The 17,907-nt window shown below is 51.3% G+C and carries 24 protein-coding genes and 1 pseudogene; 2 read left to right on the forward strand and 23 right to left on the reverse strand.

Going from position 1 to position 17,907, the window contains the following annotated elements:
* Positions 1 to 14: 14 nt before the first annotated feature.
* The 8 genes from AAIG39_RS23345 to AAIG39_RS23380 all read right to left on the reverse strand — a co-directional run bounded on the left by AAIG39_RS23345 (position 15) and on the right by AAIG39_RS23380 (position 5,884).
* The gene (locus AAIG39_RS23345) at positions 15 to 434 is read right to left on the reverse strand and encodes a hypothetical protein (protein WP_343194836.1); all 420 of its coding nucleotides are present in this window, start codon (positions 432 to 434) and stop codon (positions 15 to 17) included.
* A gap of 183 nt (positions 435 to 617) precedes the next feature.
* Positions 618 to 1,001: a helix-turn-helix transcriptional regulator gene (locus tag AAIG39_RS23350; protein ID WP_425503344.1), complete on the reverse strand. Its 384-nt coding sequence runs from the start codon at positions 999 to 1,001 to the stop codon at positions 618 to 620.
* A gap of 10 nt (positions 1,002 to 1,011) precedes the next feature.
* Positions 1,012 to 1,353, reverse strand: a complete 342-nt coding sequence (locus AAIG39_RS23355; RefSeq protein ID WP_334632700.1) for a head decoration protein — start codon at positions 1,351 to 1,353, stop codon at positions 1,012 to 1,014.
* 9 nt (positions 1,354 to 1,362) lie between these two features.
* A complete protein-coding gene (locus tag AAIG39_RS23360) occupies positions 1,363 to 2,403 on the reverse strand; it encodes a major capsid protein (RefSeq protein ID WP_090089186.1) in 1,041 nt (346 codons plus the stop codon).
* A gap of 606 nt (positions 2,404 to 3,009) precedes the next feature.
* On the reverse strand, positions 3,010 to 5,136 hold the full coding sequence (locus tag AAIG39_RS23365; RefSeq protein WP_343194837.1) for a DUF927 domain-containing protein: 2,127 nt from the start codon (positions 5,134 to 5,136) through the stop codon (positions 3,010 to 3,012).
* Positions 5,133 to 5,432, reverse strand: coding sequence for a DUF4222 domain-containing protein (locus AAIG39_RS23370; RefSeq protein WP_165159599.1), 300 nt, complete (start codon positions 5,430 to 5,432; stop codon positions 5,133 to 5,135). The genes AAIG39_RS23365 and AAIG39_RS23370 overlap by 4 nt, the downstream gene beginning before the upstream one ends.
* Before the next feature lie 4 nt (positions 5,433 to 5,436).
* Positions 5,437 to 5,637 carry a hypothetical protein gene (locus AAIG39_RS23375; RefSeq protein ID WP_343194838.1) on the reverse strand — a complete coding sequence of 67 codons (201 nt, stop codon included), beginning with the start codon at positions 5,635 to 5,637 and terminating at the stop codon, positions 5,437 to 5,439.
* Positions 5,630 to 5,884, reverse strand: a complete 255-nt coding sequence (locus AAIG39_RS23380) for a host cell division inhibitor Icd-like protein (RefSeq protein WP_343194839.1) — start codon at positions 5,882 to 5,884, stop codon at positions 5,630 to 5,632. The genes AAIG39_RS23375 and AAIG39_RS23380 overlap by 8 nt, the downstream gene beginning before the upstream one ends.
* A gap of 194 nt (positions 5,885 to 6,078) precedes the next feature.
* Between AAIG39_RS23380 and AAIG39_RS23385 the strand changes: the two genes are divergently transcribed.
* The gene (locus tag AAIG39_RS23385) at positions 6,079 to 6,387 is read left to right on the forward strand and encodes a YlcI/YnfO family protein (RefSeq protein ID WP_343194840.1); all 309 of its coding nucleotides are present in this window, start codon (positions 6,079 to 6,081) and stop codon (positions 6,385 to 6,387) included.
* Positions 6,388 to 6,548: 161 nt separating this feature from the next.
* The gene (locus AAIG39_RS23390; protein ID WP_343194841.1) at positions 6,549 to 7,052 is read left to right on the forward strand and encodes a hypothetical protein; all 504 of its coding nucleotides are present in this window, start codon (positions 6,549 to 6,551) and stop codon (positions 7,050 to 7,052) included.
* 52 nt (positions 7,053 to 7,104) lie between these two features.
* Here AAIG39_RS23390 and AAIG39_RS23395 read toward each other — a convergent pair whose 3' ends face one another.
* The 15 genes and pseudogenes from AAIG39_RS23395 to AAIG39_RS23465 form a co-directional block, all read right to left on the reverse strand.
* Positions 7,105 to 7,350, reverse strand: coding sequence for a helix-turn-helix transcriptional regulator (locus AAIG39_RS23395; protein ID WP_343194842.1), 246 nt, complete (start codon positions 7,348 to 7,350; stop codon positions 7,105 to 7,107).
* A 1-nt stretch (position 7,351) separates the two neighbouring features.
* The gene (locus tag AAIG39_RS23400; RefSeq protein ID WP_343194843.1) at positions 7,352 to 8,587 is read right to left on the reverse strand and encodes a tyrosine-type recombinase/integrase; all 1,236 of its coding nucleotides are present in this window, start codon (positions 8,585 to 8,587) and stop codon (positions 7,352 to 7,354) included.
* Between the two features lie 163 nt (positions 8,588 to 8,750).
* Positions 8,751 to 8,996, reverse strand: a pseudogene (locus AAIG39_RS23405) (major capsid protein); the annotation flags it as partial.
* A gap of 67 nt (positions 8,997 to 9,063) precedes the next feature.
* On the reverse strand, positions 9,064 to 9,396 hold the full coding sequence (locus AAIG39_RS23410; RefSeq protein ID WP_343194844.1) for a head decoration protein: 333 nt from the start codon (positions 9,394 to 9,396) through the stop codon (positions 9,064 to 9,066).
* A 9-nt stretch (positions 9,397 to 9,405) separates the two neighbouring features.
* Positions 9,406 to 10,758 (reverse strand): S49 family peptidase, encoded by a 1,353-nt coding sequence (locus AAIG39_RS23415; RefSeq protein ID WP_343194845.1) that lies wholly within the window; start codon positions 10,756 to 10,758, stop codon positions 9,406 to 9,408.
* Positions 10,739 to 12,328, reverse strand: a complete 1,590-nt coding sequence (locus AAIG39_RS23420) for a phage portal protein (protein WP_343194846.1) — start codon at positions 12,326 to 12,328, stop codon at positions 10,739 to 10,741. The genes AAIG39_RS23415 and AAIG39_RS23420 overlap by 20 nt, the downstream gene beginning before the upstream one ends.
* Entirely contained in the window at positions 12,325 to 12,531 is a 207-nt protein-coding gene (locus AAIG39_RS23425) for a phage head-tail joining protein (RefSeq protein WP_335257038.1), read from the reverse strand. The genes AAIG39_RS23420 and AAIG39_RS23425 overlap by 4 nt, the downstream gene beginning before the upstream one ends.
* Entirely contained in the window at positions 12,531 to 14,453 is a 1,923-nt protein-coding gene (locus AAIG39_RS23430; RefSeq protein WP_343194847.1) for a phage terminase large subunit family protein, read from the reverse strand. Before AAIG39_RS23430 ends, AAIG39_RS23425 begins: the two co-directional genes overlap by 1 nt.
* A complete protein-coding gene (locus AAIG39_RS23435) occupies positions 14,428 to 14,973 on the reverse strand; it encodes a terminase small subunit (RefSeq protein WP_108701572.1) in 546 nt (181 codons plus the stop codon). The genes AAIG39_RS23430 and AAIG39_RS23435 overlap by 26 nt, the downstream gene beginning before the upstream one ends.
* A 277-nt stretch (positions 14,974 to 15,250) precedes the next feature.
* The gene (locus AAIG39_RS23440; RefSeq protein WP_343194848.1) at positions 15,251 to 15,658 is read right to left on the reverse strand and encodes a hypothetical protein; all 408 of its coding nucleotides are present in this window, start codon (positions 15,656 to 15,658) and stop codon (positions 15,251 to 15,253) included.
* Positions 15,659 to 16,090: 432 nt separating this feature from the next.
* A complete protein-coding gene (locus AAIG39_RS23445; RefSeq protein WP_343194849.1) occupies positions 16,091 to 16,399 on the reverse strand; it encodes a hypothetical protein in 309 nt (102 codons plus the stop codon).
* A gap of 101 nt (positions 16,400 to 16,500) precedes the next feature.
* Positions 16,501 to 16,725, reverse strand: coding sequence for a hypothetical protein (locus AAIG39_RS23450; protein WP_343194850.1), 225 nt, complete (start codon positions 16,723 to 16,725; stop codon positions 16,501 to 16,503).
* Positions 16,722 to 17,270 carry a hypothetical protein gene (locus AAIG39_RS23455; protein WP_425503345.1) on the reverse strand — a complete coding sequence of 183 codons (549 nt, stop codon included), beginning with the start codon at positions 17,268 to 17,270 and terminating at the stop codon, positions 16,722 to 16,724. Before AAIG39_RS23455 ends, AAIG39_RS23450 begins: the two co-directional genes overlap by 4 nt.
* Complete coding sequence (locus tag AAIG39_RS23460; RefSeq protein WP_343194851.1) at positions 17,267 to 17,803, reverse strand: lysozyme; 537 nt, start codon at positions 17,801 to 17,803, stop codon at positions 17,267 to 17,269. Before AAIG39_RS23460 ends, AAIG39_RS23455 begins: the two co-directional genes overlap by 4 nt.
* Positions 17,803 to 17,907: phage holin (locus AAIG39_RS23465; protein ID WP_343194855.1), on the reverse strand; the 105-nt coding region annotated here is incomplete at its 5' end. The genes AAIG39_RS23460 and AAIG39_RS23465, both read right to left, overlap by 1 nt.

Consider the following 17,907-nt stretch of genomic DNA (forward strand, 5'->3'; position numbering starts at 1 on the left):
AATTGTTTTGATGCTTAAGTTGGTGTATTAATTTTTCTGCGAAACGCCACCGCGTGAGACCATCCAGCGAGAAATCCCGCCATTTTATTCCGCGCCATATTCACATCCTCCGGCGAGTAACCATAAATCAGCAAATCATCATCAAACTTACGTTCAAATTCCTCGCCATACGCTCCATTCAATTCTGATGAAGCCAGTCTGGCAAACATGATTTTTTCCAGAGTACTGGTTTTCCCCTCGTGCCCAATCTCTTCAAAGCGGTCTTTACCCATACACCACCACATCACGTGACCGATGTGATAACCGCCAGGCTTCCCACGATCAGCCTCAAGGTAGGGCATCCCCTGTTTCGTCCACGCGCGAATAGTGGTTCTGTTCACCCCGAAATGTTCAGCAACTTCTTGCTGGCTTACAAAAAAAACCTTGTCTTTCATTTCGTTACCTTTATGAACTGGTTAAATATTGCTCAAGTGGTGGTGGTGTGTTATCTCCGGAGAATTGTCATAAATAGCGAGAATCTGCGAGTCTGCCGCCCCGTAGCCTGCCGGATTGCCGGAAAGGACCCGATATGATAATGATTATCAATTGAGTAATTTCCGGTTCAATCGGCTGACTTCTCAGCCAATCAGCGGGTTTTCCCCGCCTCTCGCCTGCCGGCGCACACGCTCCACTTTGAGACACAGGGAAGCGTCAGGGGCAGCAGGTACGGGCACCTGACAGGTTTCAGAGCTACGAGGGATGTTGTTGATCCACTCGATAACCTCACTCAGATACCAGGCCTTACGGCCCTGAGTGACCTGTACACGTACCGGAAACTCACCGCGTGCTTCAAGGTTAATCAGGGTGCGGCGGCTCAGCGTGGTCATTTCCATGACCTGATTCATATCAACCAGGCGCTCACTCATGCTCATCTTGTCTGCCAGTTCCATCAGTTCCCCGGCAACAGCATCCGGATAGAGTGCATTGGCGGTTGCCATCAGGCTGTTTTCTTTGTCTTGCATTGCTATCCCCTCAGACGATTGCCAGCGGCTGAACCGAAATACCTGAGCCAACGAACGCGGCCACCTTAGCTGAAAGCGTGGTTACATCTTCCGGCCAGTTCAGGGCATCCACATTCAGCACACCAGCCTTATAAACCTGTGCCTGTGTCTGGCTCGCTGTATTGACAGCGATAGCCGACACGTAGACAGCCTGCCCCGGATGTGCACCATCCCATACAACAAGAGCGCCGCTGGTGGCGTCCAGCATTAGCGGAGTGAGTTCAGGAATAACGCCCTGCCCGCCAGCGAAAATACCCAACGTGCTGACCAGCGCCTCAGTACCGGCCACCAGCTCAGTGTAATGTGCAGACATGTTTACTCCTTAAGCCACGCGAACGGTGACAAAGCGGTTAATACGGGCCGGGATAGGCTGTGGTGCTGAGTGGGTCTGAACATACTCAATCGCCGGGTCACCCGGTACGATGTAGTTTTTGGGCGCCATTTCAGCTTTTGTGATCCCTGTCCGGATAAGTTCAGGATCCTGAATGCCACCGTAAGCAACAATCCCCTGCAACGCGGTATTACCCAGGACCATTAAGTCAGGATCGAGGAAGTGTTTTTCCGTGCCGTCTTCGTCGGTATAGCGACCGCTGTACACAACAATTGCAACATCCCCCATATACCCTTTGAAACTCACGGAATCACCCAAGTCTTTAAGCGCGGTCTCGAGCTGGGAATTGGAGCCACGGCGAGTATCAAGAGCATCTTTAACCGCTTTGAATGAGCGGTATTTTTTCCAGACATTACCGCCCATGATGATAATATTGGTCACGCCTTCGCTTAGTTCGGCATAAGTTTCTATATCGTCATTAGGATCAAAGGTTGTTTTGTCTCTACGTGACCATGCCGCGTCACCAGCCTGGATAATGATATTTTGCAACTTGATATTCCAGTCCAGCTCATAGCGGGCAATGCCTTCACCCTCAATGATATTTTTCCCTGTAGTAATCGCCTGAACCGCCAGCCACTCGATGCGGGCACGAATAGCAACCGACTGCTTGAGAATGGCCTGTTTCACTTTGAGATTGCGGGTATCTGCGGAGTTGAAATTCTCCGGGGAAACGCCCGCCGGACGAACCGCCAGCTTATTAGGGTCAATGCTGCTTTTGGGTTTCATATACCCCGGACGAATGTTTCTTGATTCGTACCCTTCGTCACGGGCTACTTTACTGCCAACCATTGGCGAGCAAAATGCAGCTATAGGAATATTGGGGTCATCGATTTCATCCAGGATAATATCTCGCGTTTCAAAAGTCGCGCTGCGTGTGAAAAATAAATCCGTAAAAAGGGTTTTCAGCTTTTGCTGAATATCCTCAGCACTGACAACCCGGACAAGTGCTGCTGGGGTGTATAAATCTGGCATATGTTTACCTCAAAAAAAATAAAGAAGGATGAAGCACAGCGATAATGCTATCACCGGGAAAGGAAATATGATTGAGTGCAACCGTGTGCAATGAAGTGCAATAATGTATAAAGTGACTTTCTGTTAATTCCGCGCTGATAAATATCTGATATTGTTTTCCCGACTCCTGATGTGAAAGTTGTAAAAGTTTTCAGTAATGGTAAAGGCGGGCAGCGCAGCCCGCCTTTTTTATTTGTTTGCCGCTAGCCTAATGAAGACGGCCATAAGTCGGATGCATCATTCCTCCGTATATATACGAAACAACGTTGGTTCAGTTGGTTCAGTTGGTTCAATCTGTAAATGTCGTTGTTTTATATGACTTATTCCCATAATAGTGAACCAACAAAGCCCCGATTTGAACCAACATTGGGTATTTCCATGTTGGTTCAGTCAGTGACGTTTCAAGATGTTGGTTCAAACTGCCTGCTTGTTGGTTCAAAACAGACATTTGTTGGTTCAGTGTTGGTTCAATTTAATGGACATAAACACATATAAAACAGTCATATAAATATAACCAATACTCACTGAACCAACTGAACCAACATTAATAAGCCTCACACATGTAATTTAACTGTCGTCTTTTTCTGTACCGTACTGGAGTACGTAAACGTTGACCTGCCGTCCATTAACACGCGGTGATTTTTGCTGATACCCGCGCCCGCTAGCTGGCTCCGAAAGCATCCCGGCGGCTATGAGTGCCCGTGCAAACTGGTTGACGTTAAAGGCCTGAGCAATCTCCTTCTCAAACGTTGAGGGGAACGTGTAGAACACCATCGGTGCATCGTCATGGCTGCCCTTGCGCTTGCGGTACCCGGCAAGGTTGCTGATTGGCAGGCTGGCAGGGTCATAAGGCAATGGCGCGAACCGACTCAGACCGTAGGCATTAAGAAACGCTTCGCACTGCTCGATGATCTGCTGATGCTCTTTGTTCCCGGTGCCGAACTCCTTCACCCAGGCGTTAAAGCTGTGCTGGATAGCGTCACGGCTGGACTGTTCGCCCCATCCTGTGATTGATGCACCAGTTACCAGCGCCGCCTCAAGAATGGCGAAACGTTCGGCCACGCGGTGTACCTGCTCACCATAATCAGCCGGAATAAGACCGCGCCAGCGTGCCTGCGCATCCCTCACAGCCTGTTTAGCCTCCTGCTGGTGGCCTGCCAGCCATTTAACCCACTCACGCCCCGCCGCGCCGTGGTTATCAGTCCAGGCTTCTTTCAGCGCGTCGGCGTGGGCCTTACCGTTCGGCAGACCATTAAAGACCGTCGATTTCTCCATCGGGATATTCAGCAGGCGCACCAGTTGGCCCGCCTTAACCTTAATTCCACCAGCGGAAAGGAATGTCTCGATATCCATTTCCCCGGTACTGATCGCCACCGTTCGCCAGCGCTTCATCTCCCGGTTGCCGCCTTCTTTGGCCCCCTGTAATTTCCCGGCGCCATTGAACAGGGTGTAGGCAGACGTGGCCACATCGCGGGCATTACTGCCCTGGCCGATTTCATCCAGCGGTAACAGCCCGTCATTGTGTGCTTCCGCTTCGTTGGCAATCCCCAGCGCGGTACCGTACCAGGTCAGACGCAAAGCATCCGGCTCCCCCCACAGGCTGCTCGCAATATTGGCGGTAGTGGTTTTGCCTGCGCTGGACTGCTCAAACAGGTGAACGCCAAAGCCATCAGCGCCCACCAGCCCGATAAGCGGTGCGGCCAGTGAAGCGGCCACGCCCAGCATCATGGACGGATTACCCGTGCACAGGCGTGCTACCGTGTCGCGCCAGCTCTCCGGCGTACCAGCGATGGCATACCCGCCCGCCGCCGCGCTGCGACCGTTAAACAGAATAGGCGTTTCCGGCTCTCCGATGACTTCCCCGTCAGGCATGATGTACGCGCCATGGTGCCAGCCGGATGTGTGACTGATGCGCCATTCCTGCCCGGTTCCGCTTTGCTGCAGCCAGTCGGCCAGAATGGCCCGCCCGGTGCTTTTGGTGGTGACATTAACGCCTCCCGCTTTCAGCGTTCGCCAGCCGTCACGCTCGCCAATATCGGCACAGGGAATGGCGCGGGTAACGTCCTCATTGCGGTTCTGCATTTTCCAGCGCAAAACCAGATAACGCTCAGCCCCGTCACTACCGGCACCCACGACCACCAGCGGGGAACAGAGCCACATTTCCTGATGGATACGCTCGCCGCTCTCCCTGTCCACTTTCGGCGTGATCCAGAAAACACCATCGTCCCGGCTTTCCACCCGGGGTTTCAGCTCATCTCCGGGTTTCTTATCCCGCAGATTAGCGACCGGGAGACTGACCACCGTGCTGTTGCCGTTCTCCGCTTCTGCTTTCAGCCTGGATAATTGCTCTGTCCATTCTTCCGCCGGATCCTTCTCATACATGCCATTAAACAGACGGGCAGATTTAACGCCAGCATAGGCCAGTTTGGTGGCAATCAGCGTCAGGTGTTTTTCGCCGATTTCCCCGGCACGAATAACCCGGACACACTGACGGTCACGATCAACGATACGCAGGCTCTCCAGCTCAACCAGCTGCTTTTTGTCCAGATAAACTGGCGGCACATCGTCACCCGCTTTTTTACCCTCGCTCTCTGTCCAGTGCTGCGCATGGGCGAATGCGTCCGCACCCGCAAAAATAATCGCCTCCGTGAATTTGTCTTTCGGCAGATATTTAACGTTTGGGGCATTCTTCATTTTTTCGCTCTCCCGGCGGCGATCATCGCTCTCAGCGTTGTGATTTTTTCGGCGGTATTGTTGGCTTTACACCACTCGCCGAATGTCTGCCTTTTCACTGGCGTAAACTCTTTTTCAAAGCGCATCAGCGATGATGTGCATTCGCCGGAATAACCCTCCCGGATAAAGGTGATTCGGTTCTCCGTCACCGTTTTAACCGTGACGCGTTCCCCGCGGCTGTCTTTGTAAATATCACCGGGCAGGATCTCAGGATGAGCGAGGTCCCCGGCATTAAGTCCGGTATTTTTCTTTCTCATGGCATTAACCCTTTTCGGCTGGTGTTACGTGATATCCGGCACGTTCAAGCAATTGATTGAACAGGCTCGGCGTTCCGATAATTTCATCCGGCATCAATGGCATTTCAGATATCACAAGACCGTTTTCCACATAAAGCATGATGCGGCCGGAAAAGTCGGGGGAGACGTGGAGATCCACATTCAACATCGGAATCTGGCTATGCATGGCGCACCTCCCCGGTATCGAACGCCAGCGACATTCCGGAGGCGTAATCGTGGAAAGCAAAACGGCAGGGTGACTCAGTACGAATCTTTGCGGCAAACGTCAGGCTCCAGCCGGGGAATGCCTGGCGGGCTGCGTCCTCAGTGTCAGCACTGAAACGGACGATGACAGGCGGGCAACCGGGATGGCGTTTAGGCGTAGCCAGGAATAGCCATGTAAATTTAGGGTGAGTTTGGGTATGCTCTTTCATAGCTGCCTCGTTACTCATGATAACGTTGGTGGTCAGAGGCCCTGTCAGCGTTCCCGCGCTGATGGGGCTTTGCTTTATCCACACTATAAAATGTGGTGTAGACAATTAAACCACTCAGATGTCTACACGTCAATCTTTTTATGTCTACAGTTTCCGTGTAATATGTTTGCACCATAAGTGACGGAGTAAGACAGATGTCCACAGGAATGAAAAACGCAAAATCGCAGACGATCTCAACGCGTGTCCCGCATGAAATTGTTGAAGCTATAGAATCAGTAAAACGTGATGGCGAAAACACAGCTGCATTCGTCATTACTGCCTTTCGAAACGAAATCGCCCGGAGGCAGACTGCCACAACCGGCCCCGAGAACGTGCAGCTCGAGCTTAACAAAGCGCTTGAGACACTGGCTCTCATTGGCGATATCGGAGAGCAAGCCGTCAGTAATGCCCGCGCCATTTCAGCCCTCGCGAAAGAAGAACTGCAGCGCCACCAGCGTAAGTGATCCGGATACCTGTCTGAGAGTTGACCACCAGCATTCCACCCTATAAGCTGGCTCTGTTTCGTTGTACAGCACTGGCGGCCATGCGGGGCCGCCTTTGTTTTAAATGACATGCACTACGACTCCATGATTAATTTCTTCACATAGGCCAAATGGATATGGATATGAAAAAAGTTATTATTAGTTCTTTTGCCTTTCTATTAACTAGTTGTGCCACTCAACCAAAAGATACGGTTAATTCAATTGGGTATGTTTATATTTACTCAACAACCAGTGTAGCGATCGCAAGAGACAGAGCTGATAAACTATGTGGTTCCAAAGCATATTTTTTGGACCAAGAATATGAAAATCAAAAATTAATGCAGATGTATCACCCCATTAATAACCCCTCAATACAATTTAACTGCAACCTAGAGCAAGCTGCTTATTCTGGAAGCACAGAAGCAAAAGAAATAAAAATGAAAACTATTGAAGCCGCTTATAAGGAATATTATAAGGCTCAATATCAGCTTAAAGAAGTTCGAAGAAAAAATGCCGACCCTAATAAATATGAGTCATATACTGAAACTGATCCAGATGGTGCTATCAGGAGCTATAGTTTCCATGATAATAAATCATGTGAAACCATAGTAACCACTGACGGTAAAGCGGAAACAAAATGTGATTAACGCCCTTCTGCTTTGGATATTATCTCTACAAAAAGGCATCAATTTAAAATTTTCATTTTTCTGGCATCCATTCAGGGTGCCAGTTTCCACGAATCCACGCCTGAATCTCGGAGAGCCTATAAGCCACCGCTGTAGCACCGATTTTAATCCGTTTTGGAAACTTCCCTTCCTTCTCCAGCTTCCAGCGTGTGCTGTTTGCCAGGGTAGTCAGCTCACGGCATTCTTTCTCACGGATCATACGGTCGATGTTAGGAATGTACTCCAGACCTTTTTTATCAACAACTGCCATTTTTTTCATGTTAACCAGCCTTTTGTTTGAGTATCGTCAGTTTATTTTCAGCATCTGCGATGCCGTTAAGGAATGTTGTCCAAAGCTCAAGCGCCTCAGACTTTTTAGCCAAAAACTTACTTCGGTTGTATACACCAGCAACACCCGGTAACGCGTGCCCCAGCAGTTGCTCAACAACGTGGAATTCAACGCCCAGATCGGTGAGATGGGTTGAAAGTGTTCTTCTTAAATCATGAAGTGACCACGGTTTTTCATGGCCCAGGCGCTTGCCAATTTTTCCACCAATCTTACTTACACTTTCCCTGATACGCAGACTCCCGAGAACATAGCCGCTTTGCTTCGTCTCCTCGTACACATCTGTTATCCACTGCCTGAGCATTTCAGGGACTGGCCTGATAATCTCTACGGCCGTTTTCGAATGCTCTTTAGGAACTGTCCATATCCAGTTTTCACGATCCCATTCGTTCCATTCTGATAAGCGGGCCTCACTCATACGGCATCCAAAAACCGTACAGAGGACAAACATCTTCCGGACATATTCAGACATCAGCTTGATGTCAGGCTCGATAAAAATAGATTTCCATAGCTGGCCTAATTCTTTCTCATTCAAAACACGATCACGCTTGCCGGCTACCTGACCAACATCCGTCATACGCAGGTCTTTGAGCGCATCGCAAGTTGCGTACTGGCGAACGCGGCAAAACCTTAATGCCAGCTTGGTATCAGAAAATACGTAAGCGGCCATTACTGGTGCTTTTCGTTTTATCCGGTCGAAACAATCCAGCCATTCATAGAGATGGGTATCGTTTACAGGTAAATGCCCGATATAGGGGAATATGTGTTTTTTGAATCGCCCAAACGTAACAGCATGGGTTTTGCGACGGATCTTGCAGTAATTTTCGTACCAGTAGTTAAGGGCATCTATAACGGTTACTGGCTTCAAGCGATCTTCTGACTGAATCTTAATCTGGATGCGCGGGTCCCGTTTTTCAGCTAACCACCCCCGGCACTCATCGCGCTTTTCTCTGGCCTGCTTAAGCGACATATCGGGATACTTTCCCAACGTAAGCCAGACAGGAGCCGTCAGGCCACCAGCAAGCCTGTAGAAGAAAACAAAACTGATAGCCCCATTCTTGCTTACGCGAACAGAAAGCCCCTTCCCGTCCGCTACTGTAATCTGTTTTTCTCTGGATTTTCCCAGATACCCTTTGAGCGTTTTGTCACTCAGTTTGTTCTCACCAGCCATTTTTAGCCCCCAAAAAGCAATACAAGCTGCAATACACAGGTGATTGCAACGCACAGATAACGAGGAAAATCCAGTGAAAGAACCAGAAAAACTTATTCTTTATAATCAAAAGATTAAGTGAAAAAACTGGTAACTACAGGAAAGCCTCAGAAAGGGATGCTAAGTGCTTTGGCTTGACATACCCGGGGGTAAATTCGGATGTTGCGCCACCGCGTGAACGAATGACCTTGCCGGAGACAATCGGCGACACGTAAAGCGCCATATTCACCAGGCCCGGGATTTGGGAGAGATACACTTTTTCGGTGGTGAACGGAAAGCTTTCGCGGAAAAAGATCCGCAGGAACAGCGGATCAAACTTGAATTTCTTCTCATTGACCGCCAGCAGTTGAGCAGTAGTGTAGATGGACATAGATTTTTCCCGAAAAAAAAGCCGCGTCTGCGGCCCTTATGGTTGGTGAGTGCTGTTCAGGTGAGGGTTAAACGATACTGATCGCCGTACCCGCAAAAGCATTACGTTTGATGTTTTCATCCGTGACAGCGGTCGGCCAGAGCACATCCTCATAGCGGAAAGAGCCTGACTTGTAATAGCAAAGCTCAGTACTGTTCTGATCCGCGGCAATCGCCAGGACGCCGGTTGCCGTGCCCGCATGTGCACCATCCCACACCGTCAGCTTTCCGGAAGTCGCATCCAGCATCAGCGGTGTCATCGCAGGGGTTGCAGCGGCCAGTTCGCCAGGGGCATAACCGGTATGCGCCGGATCACTGTTGCCGAGCGGCTGAACGTGTTCAAAGTTTTCAGTAATAGCCATGAGAGCCTCTTATACGGGGGTGTTTAACAAATCATCACCAGCGTCATCTGACGCGTAGCCAGCGGAAAGCGCACCTGGTGAGGTCGCCATAAGTTGATCGAGCGCGGTGTCGGAGCGCATCTGGGCGTTTTGTGGCGCTGTCGCGAGAATGCGCCGTGCGGCGTCAACGGTCATGCCCGGCGTTTCGGCCAGTGCGCGGGCAGTGGAATCACGGCCTTTCGCTTCTTCGCAGTTGAGAATGCCCATAATCCGGGCATTTTCGTCCAAAACCGCGGCGGCAATCTCTGCGCTAATATCGACAGACGCCGTGGTGGCTGTAGTGCTGATCGTTTCAGGCGTGGCCACCGTTGTGGCACTACTCACCGTTGCAGTATCTGAGGTGCTGGCCGCCTGTGCCGGAAGTGCTGCTGCAGATGCAGTGGTTGAAGACATGTTGACTCCTGAGAAAGTGACTTTTCGTTTATCGAGTGCCTCGCGCATGACGCTCAGCGCATCGATATTGTTGACGAGTTCGTCAGCCAGACCCTGTTCAACGGATTCCTGCCCGGTAAATACCGCAGCTTCTGTATCCAGAATGGCCTGAACTGACACCCCCATATACCCGGCGACCTTTTCAGCAAATAACTGACGTGTGGCATCGATTTTCGACTGGAAATCGTCCCGGACGGCCTTCGGGATTTTGCCGTAAGGGTTGCCGTCGACTTTATGGGCACCGCTGTAAATCAGCGTGACCTCAACGCCATTAGTCTTAAGCGCTTCGCCGTAATTGCTGTGCGCCATCATCACGCCAACTGACCCCGTTCTGGCAGTCTGGGTGACCAGCCGTCGCGATGCAGCACTGGCAATCAGTTGCCCTGCACTGCAGTTCATATCATTAGCCAGCGCCCAGACAGGTTTAATATCCCGGACGCGGGCGATGATGTCGGCACAATCAAACGCGCCTGCCACCGTGCCGCCGGGTGTATCAAGATCCAGCAAAATACCGTCGACGCCCGGATCACTCATGGCCTGCTGAAGACGGGCAACAATGCCGTTGTACCCCGTCATGCCTGAGTAAGGCTGCAGGGAACGGGTTTTGCTGACGAGCGTGCCCGAGACAGGAAGCACGGCAATACCGTTGGTGACCTGGTAGGACCGCACGGGACGAGGCTCCGCATCCTCGTCATCACCGAAAAGAGCCAGAGGCTCAGCCAGTTGCCCGGCATCCAGGCTTATCCCGGAGACAGCGTCCGTCAGGCGGGTGATCCCCATCTGGCCCGCGAGCGCGCAAAAGAAAACCCGCGCGTAGGCGGGTTCCAGTAAAAGCGGCTCATTGAAAGCCATGCTGGCGATATGCGGGAGATTACGCAGCTCTGGCGTCATTGGTCTCCTCCTTCGCGTTGTTTTTCAGCCCTGATTCAAATGCAGCGGCAGCCCATGCGGGAGGCTTAAGGCCTGCAGCCCGCCGTTCAAGAGATTCACGCACCTGCTGGGCGAATATCTCCTGATAATCTTCACCGCGTTTCGCGCACTCTTTTTCGTAAGTGCTTAACCCGGCTTCAATCAGCATCACCGCTTCCTGAACCTCCTTAAGACCATCAATGGCCATACGGCCGGAGCCGATCCACTCACAGTTTCCCCATGAGCTCCTTGCTTCCTGAAAACTGAACCGGGCTTTTGACGGCAGCGTCACCACACGCCGTGCGACCGCCTCTTCAAGCCAGCACAGGAACATCTGACAGGCCTGACGCGAGGCAACAAACTTACGGCGCCCCATAAAATAGGCCCAGGACTCATTAGCACTGGCGCGCGCCGTCGAATAGCTCATCTGCGAGTAGTTGCGTGAAAGCTGCTCATACGACACCCCGAGCCCGGCGGCGATGTAACGCAGCAATGACTGCTCAAATGTTGAATAGCCGTTATCCGTGTCCTGGGCAGCCTGGAGATTCAGCGAATCGCCGGGCATCAGATGCGGAACCTTTGCCCCGCCGAGACGAACCGGCGCAGCGGAATAGTAGGAGGCTATCTCGCCAATCCACCCGGTCAGCTTATTCTGCTGCGAACCATCGGCACCGAGGATAAAATCCATCGCCTGTTGGGTGTCCAGTTCACTCTCGATGGTTGCGGCGTACATGGCTTTGACGATGGCGCTTTGCAACTGGGTATTCTGCAGCGTATCGAGCATTTTCATCTGTTCCATGACGCTGTAGAACACATTGGCACCGCGTGTCTGACCATCTTCCATGGGTTCAAATACATGAATAAACGATGCCCGGCCACCCGGCAGTTCGCGGGGGATATATGTCCACTTTTGTGGCATCCAGCCGGGATAGCCATCCTCACTGACGTAGTACCCCACCGCCGCACCGTTATTGTCGACCGAGACCCCGGCGCGGCAGTTGCGGGTGTCTCCCGTGTTACCCGGATTGCTGATGCGCTTCGGGCTGACCATCTTGAACTGGGTGCGGAACAGGCGGGAGGCGCCAGTGTCCCATGTCGGTTGCGTGCACAATTCGCCGTTAAAGGCATGCATGGCAACCCCTTCACGGATCATCATGGTGAAGGTGCGCTTTCGCTCCACATCGACGTAACAGTTATCGTCCTCCGCAAACTCTTTCCAGGCCGCCTCCACCTCGCGGGAGAATGCCCGTGACTCCTCTTCCGCGATGCCTAAAAAACGCCAGCTCGGGCGGTGGCTGAGACGGAAAAAAGACCCGACGATGTGATCCTGATGGAGCTGAACGGCATTTGCGGCGTATCCATTGTTACGCACCAGGTCATCGGCGCGGGCGTTTCCTCTGGCAAAATTGGGCAGCAACGCAGCATCGGCACTTTCTGTGGGTGGGTTCCAGGCGCGAAGCTGCCCGCCAAAACCACCCGCACCACCGTGATACCCGGCATATTCGCGAAGCGACGTTGTACCATCCGGCCCTACTAACGCTGGCATTTTCATACATAAAACCCTGCCGGTCCCCGGCGCCGTTGACTCATACCGACCTGAGATTCTAAATCGGCAATGTATTTTTTAAGGTCTGCAACCGACGTGGCAGTGAACTCCACCCGGCGGCCATCTTTCTGCACGGTTGCCACCCGCTTGCCCGTCATCAGGTCATGCAGTGCAGCGCGGGCGGCATCCAGATCAGCCTGTGTCGCCATTATTCTTCTCCAGATAATGCCCGGCCATAGTCCGCCAGGGTTTTGTCAGGTTTCTTGCGCCCCTGCTCTTCAAGCAGGCTCGCAAGCAGTGAATCCAGGTTGAGTTGCCAACGGGAAATACTGATACGCAGCGCTGCAAGGGCATAAACAAAGCAGTCGAGCGCCTCGTTTCGCCGCTTTTTACTGTCCCAAAGAATTTTTCGTTCACCCGCAACCCATTTTTCCACGAGTTCTTCGGCGGTTAGCTGCTGCGCCTCAGCAAGATCATAGACCTCAGGATCGTCAGGAAAGTGAACTGCCCCGGGAAGGGGAACGTTATCTTCCGGTATGAGAGAGAACCGGTTATAAATCTGCTCTTTCGCGGTATCAGTACCCACTTCTGTAAGATAAACGCCGTTTTTGTTGCGTTTACGCGGCATATTCGCGACTGGCTTACCATAAACCGATGCCCCTTTAATCGGGATCACCCGAAAAAGCCCATGTTTTTTGGAACGGTTATACACAATCGTGGGATCAATACCCCCGATATCCCAGCAGACGCGGGATATCGACATTTCAACGCCATTCTGGCGTGAGTAACGCTTATCGATCGCCTCATCCACCCTGAGAAGGGTGGCTTCATCGTCATGGCGTCCCATAATGATCTGCCTGTCGATAAGCCAGCTTTCTTCACCCGGCCCCCATCCCCAGACACGCATCTCATAACGGTCCAGTTGGGAGTCAATACCGGCAGTAAGGTAAGCGACACGCTCAGGTACCGCAGCGGTGAAATGCTCCTTACGTTCAGCCAGTAAATCGGCATCAGGCCTTTCACCAATTTTTGCTTCCCAGGTTTCACCCAGCGTCGTATTGACGAAGGTTTTTCGCTTCCCGGTGTCCCCTTTTGTTTTGATCCAGTCCTTAACGATTTGTACCCACGTAGTGAAGGGGCTGTACGCGGTCCAGATATGAAACGTCACGCTATCCGGCGGATCGATCTCCGAACCTGATGAAGAGAACCAGCTCAGCCCGTCACGTGTCCAGATGCCCGTGGAATCACAAATGTACCGGGCATCAGTAAAAACCAGTTCCTGCTGCCGGATAACGCAGGCGTTATGTTCACAGAGATAAAACACACTGGAAGGCTCGCCAGGCGTCCACTTAAAACCGAAGGGTGTTTCCTTATCGCCAAACTTTAAATACTGCTCTTCCCCACAATGCGGACAGGCAACGTGAAATCGCATGAAGTGTTCTGACTCGCTGGCGGCACGCTCTATCTGGCAGGTTCCTCTGACCTTTGGTGTTGAACCGCGAATAGATTTGGGCCAGACAGATCCTTCAATACGCTTGTCCCCGAGGAAGGTGGGAGAACCTTCTTTCTCAATATCTTCATCAAACGCGGCCAGTTCATCATACCCGGCAACATCCACCGATTTTTCACGGTAGTTTTTCGCCGCTTTCCCCCCGAGGCACCAGAATCCGCGACCATTCGAAAAGCGCTTCATGCTGAGTGTGTTATCCCGGTGCTTTTTGCCGTACCACGGTGCCAGCGAGAGTAGTTTCGGAATATCACGAATCGTCGGCTCAACATGCGACTTCATGAAGTTCTCTGCATCGCCGTCGGTAGGCAACCAGATCAGGGAATTGCGCTGCTTATGTTCGATGAAATAGGCGTACACACCCAGGAGCATTTTGGAATAGCCAACGCGGGCAGATTTAACGACATTGACCTCGCGAATATAGTCATTGCCCATAGCATTCATGATTGCCCGCTGAAAAGGCAGGGTCTCCCAGCGCCCTTCCTGATATGCGGATTCTTTGGGAAGGTAATAATTATTATCAGCCCATTCTACCGCTGTCTGCGGTTCCGGTCGGTGCAGTGAGCGAAGCCCCGCGCGTGCCGAGTGCTGTAATCCCTTAACCTGACTGTTCGATGTATTCACTCAGCAACCCCGGTATCATTTCATCGAGCGCAGCTGCTTTGTTCATGGCTTTGATGATGTCCTTCCTGAGGAAATCAATGTGGCGGTTCTCCAGTTCCGGGAAACGCCGCTGAACCGACAGAGGGATCCCATCCAGGATACTGGCAATTTCACCGGCTATCCGCGACAGCACGAACGTGCAGAATGCGGTCTCAACCACCTCAGCGGTATCTTTTGCATTTTTAAGTTCCTGAGCATCTGCCTGTGCGCGTGTCAGGCGATAACGCTCATATTCGGTTGTGCCGGGTTTGAGATCGGCCTCTTCCGCTCTGCGAAGATCCTCAACTTCCCTGCGAAGTTTCTCGTTTTCAATCCCGGCATCACGGGCGGAAAACCAGGCGATTGCAACGGCAGAATCATATTTCACTTCATTGCCTTTGCCGCCACCACTGGCAACAGGCATGCCCTGCTCTTGCCAGTTCTGGATTGTTCTGACACTGACCGCAAATATGTCGGCGAGCTGTTTTTTCGTCACCTCCATATGCCACTCCGGGATAAAAGGGGTAAGGAAGCGTTAGCGTGATATTTGCGGAAAAATCGCCACTCCCATTTCCGTTCTAAAAAGATGAATTTGCTGATACCAAAAGGCCTGGAGGCAGAAGAAGAACGGAAACTACAAAAACCGGGAAAATCTCATAAATAGCGAAATCCTGCGAGTCTGCCGCCCCGTAGCCTGTCGGATCTGCGGAAAGGACCCGCCTAAATGATAAATATTATCATTTGCATAAAGAGGTATTTTGACGTTCAAACGGAGGTGTTCAGGTTCTGGTGCGGAAGGCGTACAGCACACCACCAGGCTTAAGAGCATTGGCAAGGGCATTATTCACAACCTGGTTAATGTGTTCCGTAAGAGCGGCCTGAGCAGAGTCCAGATCCGCCATCATCGCTTCTTGTCTGGCGTGTGTTGCTTTAGTAGCTTCAACAATAGCGTCAACATTCGCCTGTATTTTGAAACGGTCAGCCTTGAACTCCACCGACTGCAGCTCTTCGCCAGTTGGTTTCTCAACGAACTGGCCGCTGTCACGAACGGCGGCAATAACAGCATCTCGCATCTCATCAGAGAGTTTGATCGAAGGTTGTAACGGATTGATACTGGCATTAGAGGTAGCGAAGTGGACAGCACCTTTAATGCTGACACAACCACCGCCGGAAAGTTCTTTGTTCATGGGTTTTTCCTTTTAGATGTGAGCCTGTCGCACGGGAGGGCCGCCCGATAAAGCGGAATGCCCCAGGCTCACGACTGAAAGTTATCGTTAGGCTGCGCGTACGAGGCGCAATAAAAAACCCCGCTGTTGCGGGGCTCTATGAAAGTAAGGAGTATTAAGAAAGCAATAATTATTTTTTTATATTTTCAAATGTCGCTTCAACCATTTGCTTACCAAAATCACCCATATCTTTATACATCAAACGTAAAAATTGAATTGTATTGGATGCAGGTCCGTCTAACGTCCACCTGCATGATTCGAATTTACATCCAATTAAACCAAATAGTGCAGTCCCCCGAAAACGAATCACGCAATCCTGAAAAGTACAGTTTTCATAATGCGTACCATCAAGGTCTACTGTTGTGTTTATGAACGTACTTGATATAACTCGCATCATGATAAATCAAACCCCTGTGTTGGATCAGTTCCCTCTACTGCGTTGTTATCCATTTTTCCATTAGCTCTCATGAACCCTTGATCGTCTTTATAGTCACTTGGGGCATATAGCACGACGTGGTTGAAGTTTAAAGTTATAAAAAAAAGAGCCACTAAAGCGGCAGGGAATAACATTAAAAACCATATGTATGTTGATTGTTGGTCTTCTTTCAAGAAAGGTAGAACTAAGTTAGCAGAAACCTCAACTATTCCAGCAAAAATGCCAATTATAGTTAATGGGTTTTTTATGTGATTTATGGTCGACACTCTGTTTCCCTTATTCAAAGTCCTACGTCGAGTATATCAAGAAAGAAGCTTGAAGGCATTATCACAGGCACTCAGTGAATGCCTGCTGTAATGCCTGCTTGTCAGTCCGCTGGTTGGATATCGAGGAAGTACTCTTTACCCTGCTCAAACTGACTGAACGCAGCAGGGTTAGAGATGTGCATTTGCAGCAGGCCACCCGGCGTATACTTCGACCAGGTTTTATTTTCTGGCGTGTCGTCGGTAACGGGGCTCATGTGGACAGTGCAATGAGAATTGTCGTCAGCTTTTTGGATAAAGTGACAGCGGAACTTGGCACGTACGGTCATGGTTTTTCCTCTGGAGGGTTTTGTCGTAGTTGCTCGATATCTCGGATACCTGCTAACTGGTTATTCGCTGTTTCGATAGCGGCCAGCAGCGGCTGAATCCACAACACCGCCTGGCAATATGTCAGGGTGCTGGCGGGAGTGGCGCCACTATCGGCTGAGTCAGCCCTGGTGGAATCGGCGTGCATTGCCCCGGCACGTAAACGGTTCGTGTATTCGAGCAGCCCACCAGCGATATCATCAGGAACAGGCAGATCGCAGGTTTTATCACGGCGTAATATCTCCCGGTATTTGATTACCGTTGTTTCGCTGTTCCCGGCCACAATTGCGTTTGCCCGCGCGGCGGTCTCAGCGGTTTTATTGAAGCGGTTGATGTTGAATGCCTGAGTGGCTATTACCTGCCCCTGCAGAGCATTGTCTGACTTGAGTATGCGGTTTTCACTCTCAGCAGTTGCGGCCTTGTCGTTGTAGTGAAATGCCGACCACGCCAGAGCGCCGATGATGCTCAGGATAAAAACGCCGATCACAATGAGATAACGTGTTTTCACTGGTATTCCCCCCAGCACGTCAGTGCGCTTTCCTGGTCCCGTCGCTCTACCTGCCCGTAACAGCCGTTCACCTGGCCTTTGGTTAACCGGCAATCGCGGCCCCCATCTTTAATCCACCAGCGAATTGCATCACACGCACCTTTGCGATCGCCTGCATTGATGCGCTGGTAGAACGTCGAGGGGAAACACTTAGAGGGACCAATGTTGTACGGGCAGAACGAGGCAATACCCACTTTTTGGGGCTCGGTCAGCGGCACTTTGATATTTCTGTCTACCCATGCAAGCGCCTTATCGCGCTCAATGGCGTTAATCTTCTTGCACTGTGCTTCCGTTGCACGCTGGCCTTTAACAACTGGCTTGCCGTCAATAACCGTTACGCCGTGACACAGTGACCAGACGCCACCAGGATCGACAACGGCCACCAGCGCATTACCTTCTTTCTCGCTGATGAACTGATCAAACAGTACTGGCGCCGATGCGCCTGCAGCGATGAGAGACAACATTGCCGCGCTAAGCTTTGCCCTGTTTGCCATCACTCACCCCTAGCGGCTTTTCGCCGATCCTCTTTGATTTTGAAATAAAGATTGGTCAGATATGTCAGCAGACCAAAAAGAATACTTGCGAGAACACCTAATGC

This window comes from Phytobacter palmae, from assembly GCF_039409775.1.
Taxonomy (GTDB): domain Bacteria; phylum Pseudomonadota; class Gammaproteobacteria; order Enterobacterales; family Enterobacteriaceae; genus Phytobacter; species Phytobacter palmae.